This is a genomic window from Vibrio aquaticus (assembly GCF_003970385.1).
Classification (GTDB): domain Bacteria; phylum Pseudomonadota; class Gammaproteobacteria; order Enterobacterales; family Vibrionaceae; genus Vibrio; species Vibrio aquaticus.
In genome coordinates this window covers 88,284-94,283 of sequence record NZ_RXZH01000010.1, presented here as the reverse complement: position 1 = coordinate 94,283, position 6,000 = coordinate 88,284, and the positions used below count along the sequence as shown (strand labels likewise).

General features: G+C 44.7%; 5 protein-coding genes and 1 pseudogene. All 6 read right to left on the bottom strand.

The genetic code is table 11. The features are described 5' to 3' along the window. Window positions 1-586: 586 nt before the first annotated feature. The 6 genes and pseudogenes from fre to rho all read right to left on the bottom strand — a co-directional run bounded on the left by fre (window position 587) and on the right by rho (window position 5,889). The gene (fre, locus tag EJ063_RS17545; RefSeq protein WP_126575618.1) at window positions 587-1,300 is read right to left on the bottom strand and encodes an NAD(P)H-flavin reductase; all 714 of its coding nucleotides are present in this window, start codon (window positions 1,298-1,300) and stop codon (window positions 587-589) included. 13 nt (window positions 1,301-1,313) lie between these two features. Further along, complete coding sequence (locus tag EJ063_RS17540) at window positions 1,314-1,583, bottom strand: 2Fe-2S iron-sulfur cluster-binding protein (protein ID WP_126575617.1); 270 nt, start codon at window positions 1,581-1,583, stop codon at window positions 1,314-1,316. After that, window positions 1,580-2,059 carry a UbiD family decarboxylase gene (locus EJ063_RS21570; protein ID WP_439333293.1) on the bottom strand — a complete coding sequence of 160 codons (480 nt, stop codon included), beginning with the start codon at window positions 2,057-2,059 and terminating at the stop codon, window positions 1,580-1,582. The genes EJ063_RS17540 and EJ063_RS21570 overlap by 4 nt, the downstream gene beginning before the upstream one ends. Beyond that, window positions 2,056-3,436, bottom strand: a pseudogene (gene ubiD, locus EJ063_RS17535) (4-hydroxy-3-polyprenylbenzoate decarboxylase); the annotation flags it as partial. The gene EJ063_RS21570 and the pseudogene ubiD, both read right to left, overlap by 4 nt. Window positions 3,437-3,529: 93 nt before the next feature. Continuing rightward, complete coding sequence (locus EJ063_RS17530; RefSeq protein ID WP_126575615.1) at window positions 3,530-4,525, bottom strand: hypothetical protein; 996 nt, start codon at window positions 4,523-4,525, stop codon at window positions 3,530-3,532. 104 nt (window positions 4,526-4,629) lie between these two features. Then, window positions 4,630-5,889, bottom strand: a complete 1,260-nt coding sequence (gene rho, locus EJ063_RS17525) for a transcription termination factor Rho (protein WP_126575621.1) — start codon at window positions 5,887-5,889, stop codon at window positions 4,630-4,632. Window positions 5,890-6,000 lie beyond the last annotated feature (111 nt).

The following is a 6,000-nucleotide window of genomic DNA, read 5'->3' as shown; positions in this document are numbered from 1 at the left end:
CATGATCAAACTCTTCAATTTAAGATTTTGATGTCCCTAAGGACTGACTCAATGAATACTGACTTCAAAACTACTAATGTAATTTTAAAGCTATTATCGTTCCAACAGAACGATAATGAATTGACTGTGCCAAATAACCGAAGTTATTYGTATTGGTCACTCAGTTCATTGAAATCTTTGTGCTTATCGAAATAAGCGTTGGATTATCATCAACGAGTGCCCACACAGATTGATAGGTTTATATTGTTAAAGAGCTTTTCTTTAAGAAGTAAGCATTAGCGCTTTCTCTCAAAGTGGACGTGCATTTTAGCGATTTGGACTTCAGTGTCAAACACTTTTTTGAAGTTTTTCTCAATTTCTTTTTTGAAGAAGTTAAGAGGCTAAATTGTCTTATTCATCCTACCGACTCGTCGCTGAAGCCTTGTGGCGTCTGCCGTGTCAGTGGATGCGCATTATAGGGAGTTCAGAGTTAAGCGCAACCCCTTTTTCTAAAAAAAATGAAAAAAATGAGCGTTCGATGAATTTATATTCAAAAGCTAACAAAAAGGGAGCTAAACGCTCCCTTTTTCACCAAATAACACCGCTTTTAAATAAATGCGTAAGCATCAGCAAACATTCTTTCTGCTTGAGCCTGTTTATTGAGAGTAAATTGTTCTCTCGCGGCACCTGCCATTTCAAAACGGCCTGCAATATAGATATCGTATTCCGCTAATGAATCGAAATCTTGTTCTACCGCTTGAAGTACATTACCAACTTTACCCGCCCACTCTGCAGGTGCGTCTTCTACTACTGGCACAAAGTGAACATTTGAATTTGCTGCTGCGATTTGCTCGAGCTCTTCTTTTGCGTACAACTGACACTCATCACGGCCACCCCAATATAGATAAATCGGGTTCTCTATGTTTTGAGCAACGCAATGATCCAAGATCGACCGAACATAACTAAAGCCTGTACCACCAGCAATAAGTAGTAGAGAGCGTTCACTCTCTTCTTTTACCCAAGCATCACCGTGCGGTGCATCAATCGTAATATCGCCGCCGTTCTCTAGCGCTGCTTTCATTGCTTCTACTACTTCTAGAGCATAAGCGTTTTGCTCAGCCGCACCAATATGAAGTTCAAGTTCACCTTCATGGCGACAAGGGCTACTTGCGATCGAAAATGGGCGTTTGTCTTTCTCTCCCATTACCACCATTAGATATTGACCCGCTTTAAAGTCAACTGGGCTCTCTGGGTGTAATAAGATTTGGTAAGTATTGCAAGCCAACGGCTGAATGGACTTTACTTTACATTGAATAGTCATGGTTTCCTCTTACTTACTCTTCCAAAGTAAGCACTAATTTACTTTCTGCGAAGGCTTGGCAAGCAAATATCCATCCTTGTTGCTGCTCTTTTTCCGTCAGCATTGGCTCAAGGTGATATGAGACTTCCCCTTCTAGTTTACGACATAAACAGGCTGCACACGCACCAACCTGGCAACGGTGAGGAAAGCTAATATTATTGTTGAGCGCAGCTTCCAGCACCGTTTGTCCTTCTTGCACCTCAAACTCTATATTAGCCGGGTGCAAGATGACGGTATTGCTCATAGGATACCCAACTTATCCCAGAACGCATCGATTTTCGCGACCAATTGAGGATCTTTCTCAATTGGGGTACCCCACTCACGCTCTACTTCTTCACCCTCAATCTTATTCGTTGCATCAAGAATTAGGCGAGATGATTGGCTGTTACTCGCGAGAACTTGCTTGGTATCTCGCTCTGGATCCATTCGAGTTGTGATCGCCCAGATAATGTCATTCCAATCTCGGGCATTAACATCGTCATCACAAAGCACCACAAACTTAGGCTCCCCATGTTCAACAAGGAACTGTTCGACTTTTTCAGCTAATTGCTGAGATTGTCCAGCGTGCTCTTTGTTCATGGTCACGATCGCAAAGCTGTTATTGCTCGCTGTCGGTGGGATATAGATATCATTTACTTCTGGGTGACTTTCAATGAATGCGTTCAGTTCTCCCTCTTCTATTTGAGGAGAAGATGTCGCTGCATCTTGAGAACCAACCAATTCAGCATCCCACTTTATTGTAGCGTCTAGACCCATCTTAGAACCTAAGCCCACCACTGGAGAAGCAAAGTCGAGCGAATCAATCGGCGTATTGTTAATAAATAGCGTGTCTCGAACGGGTTCCATATTATCTGTCATCGCTTTGACGACATCATCCCAATTACGCGCATCGACCTTTTCATCACACACAATCACAAACTTGGTATACATGAACTGGCGCAAGAAAGACCACACTCCCATCATTACACGCTTAGCGTGACCTGGGTATTGCTTCTTCATTGTCACTACGGCCATTCGATACGAGCACCCTTCTGGTGGCAGATAGAAATCTTCTATTTCGGGGAACTGCTTTTGCAGAATAGGGACGAATACTTCATTCAGCGCAACACCCAATACTGCTGGCTCATCTGGCGGACGGCCTGTGTAGGTGCTGTGATAGATAGGGTCTTTACGCATAGTGATATGAGTAATGGTAAACACATGATGCTTTTCTTTCTCATTGTAGTAACCCGTATGGTCACCATAAGGCCCTTCATCGGCAAATTCGTTCGGATCGATGTACCCTTCCATGACAATTTCAGCACTGGCCGGCACTTCGAGTTCATTGCTGACCGATTTAACCACTTCCGTTTTACTACCACGCAGTAAACCTGCAAAAGCATATTCAGATAAGGTGTCAGGCACAGGCGTCACCGCGCCAAGAATGGTGGCAGGATCGGCACCAAAGGCGACAGAAACGGGGAATGGTTTACCAGGATTCGTTTCCATCCAGTCACGGAGATCAAGCGCTCCGCCACGGTGCGCTAACCAACGCATGATGATTTTGTTTTTGCCAATTTTTTGTTGGCGATAGATACCTAGGTTTTGGCGCTTTTTGTTTGGGCCTTTGGTGACGGTTAAACCCCACGTTAGTAGCGGAGCAACATCACCAGACCAGCAACTCATCACCGGAATTTTATCAAGGTCGACATCGTCCCCCTGCCAAACCACTTCTTGGCAAGGCGCTTTACGTAGCCTTTTCGCAGGCATGTTTAGGACTTGCTTAAAGACTGGAAGTTTATCTAGCGCATCTTTAAACCCTTTTGGCGGCTCTGGCTCTTTTAGGTAAGCGAGTAATTTACCTACTTCACGAAGCTCTTTGACATCTTGTCGCCCCATACCAATCGCCACACGCTCTGGTGTGCCGAATAGATTGGTCAATACTGGAACGTCATAACCGATGGGGTTTTCAAACAACAGTGCTGGACCACCCGCTCTCAGCGTTCGGTCACTGATTTCTGTCATTTCATAATCAGGGTCAACAGGGTGAGAAATGCGTTTAAGCTTCCCTTCTTTTTCTAGATGAGCGATAAAATCGCGTAAGTCCTTAAAACTCATAGGCCTATTTGTGGGCTGGTTAATCTGCAGGCAGTATAGCAAAAAAGAGGAATCGACCGATCCCTCTTTTTGTTGTGGTTATATCTCTATAGATTACTGACTCAATACACTCAAAATCGCTCGGCTGTTCACCTTTTGGTTACTGCTAGCCAACTCTTCAAGCCACGATGAGTAGCCTTGGCGAGCCAGCTCTCCTGCAATGAACCTTGCGTCTTCGGAAATCGCCATTTTAGCAATCAAGAACTCTCTCACTTGAGAAGACATCGGCCTAACTTTGGTCAGCTCAGAAATCGCTAATTCCTTAAGGCTTGGATTGCTTGAAGCTTGCATGATCTGTGTGACAGCAAACTCATCGCCCACCGTGGCTAAGCGAACTAATTCATTTTCACTGTGGTAATCTGATTTCATTAGCCATAGCAGTTTGTATACTTCTGCACTCTCACTCACTTGAGAAAGGCGAACCATCACTTCCGATGACGGTAACCAACTCGTCACCGCTTCTTGGGTGAGTTGATCAGACATCATCTTAACCGCTTCTGGCGATAAGCTATCTAGCTCTCTAATCAGCAAGGCTTCACGGGCTTGGACTTGATACTCGCTGCCCGATAACCACTCTTTTAAAATAAGCTCGCCTCGTTCTGCTTCAAGGACAAATGCGAGTGTCGACTGGTCTTGTTGCCACTGTTTAAGGAGACGATGTGCAATAGCTGGGTAATTAAAGGCAGGAACAGAAAACTCGTAGCCGTCGCCTCTTTCTAATACCTGATAAGTCGGAACCATGGACTTTTGTTGTTCGACAAACAGCGCCATCTTAGGTGTCAGGATAAGATTCTGGTCTTCGAGCTTTTTGAGTAGTAGATAACGAGAGACTTCTTGAACAGGCAATGAAAGACGCTGAAGCGCAAAGTTGAGCCCATCAATATCATCTTCAACCACAAACTGAAGCAGCTCAGCGACTTTGTCGTGAACTTGTGGTTCTTGAAGCCATTGTTCTACTCGTTGTGGCGGCATTTCTGTCGCCGTTACGGCAGGTACACCCATTAGTAGCGTGGCGGATAGGAGTACTGACGACAACATTCCTTGTTGCATGTTAACCTCCTTGTAACATTTGATTCCATTGTGCTTGTTATCACTAGAGAATGCAAACAAAAACGCCACCGGCTAAGCGGTGGCGTTTTTTCAATTTTTAATGCTTACTGACGACGCATCGCATCGAAGAATTCATCGTTAGTCTTCGTCATTGCTAGCTTATCAATCAGGAACTCCATCGCATCGATTTCGCCCATTGGGTGAACAATCTTACGCAGAATCCACATCTTCTGTAGCTCTTCGTTCTTCGTTAGAAGCTCTTCACGACGAGTACCGCTGCGGTTAAAGTCGATAGCTGGGAATACACGTTTCTCCGCAATCTTACGGTTTAGGTGGATTTCCATGTTACCTGTACCCTTGAACTCTTCGTAGATAACTTCGTCCATCTTAGAACCTGTATCTACTAGTGCCGTTGCTAGGATAGTTAGGCTGCCGCCTTCTTCTACGTTACGTGCAGCACCGAAGAAACGCTTAGGACGATGCAGTGCGTTTGCATCCACACCACCAGTAAGAACTTTACCTGATGAAGGAACAACCGTGTTGTATGCACGTGCTAGACGAGTAATAGAGTCAAGCAGGATGACCACGTCTTTCTTGTGTTCAACAAGGCGTTTTGCTTTCTCGATTACCATTTCAGCAACTTGTACGTGACGAGACGCTGGTTCATCAAACGTAGAAGCAATCACTTCACCTTTTACTAGGCGTTGCATCTCTGTTACTTCTTCTGGACGTTCGTCGATAAGAAGTACCATCAGCTCACACTCAGGGTGGTTGTGAGCAATGCTTTGAGCTATGTTTTGCAGAAGCATTGTCTTACCCGCTTTAGGCGGAGCAACAATCAGACCACGCTGACCTTTACCAATTGGTGAAGCCAGGTCAAGGATACGTGCTGTGATATCTTCTGTCGCACCATTACCGCGCTCCATAACCATGCGTTCGTTAGCATGTAGAGGGGTAAGGTTTTCAAACAGGATTTTATTACGTGCGTTATCAGGCTTGTCGTGGTTAACCGTGTTAACTTTCAACAATGCAAAGTAACGTTCGCCATCTTTTGGTGGACGAATTTTACCAGCGATTGAGTCACCTGTGCGCAGGTTGAATCGACGAATCTGACTTGGCGAAACGTAGATATCATCTGGACCTGCAAGGTATGAACTGTCTGCGCTGCGCAGGAAACCAAAGCCGTCTTGCAAAATTTCTAGAACACCATCACCAAAGATATCTTCGCCACTCTTAGCATGCGCTTTAAGGATCGCAAAGATAATGTCTTGCTTTCTTAGACGAGCTAGGTTTTCTAAGCCTAGGCTTTCGCCAAGTTTAACAAGGTCAGACACAGGTCTGTTCTTAAGTTCAGTGAGGTTCATGGTGGTTGATGCTTGTTTAGTCAAAATAAGGATCTATTTTCTAGTTTAAGAAGGATTTGGTCTCAGGATCGACCAAGAAGAGAACTTGTTTATTTAACGTGCGATAAACTA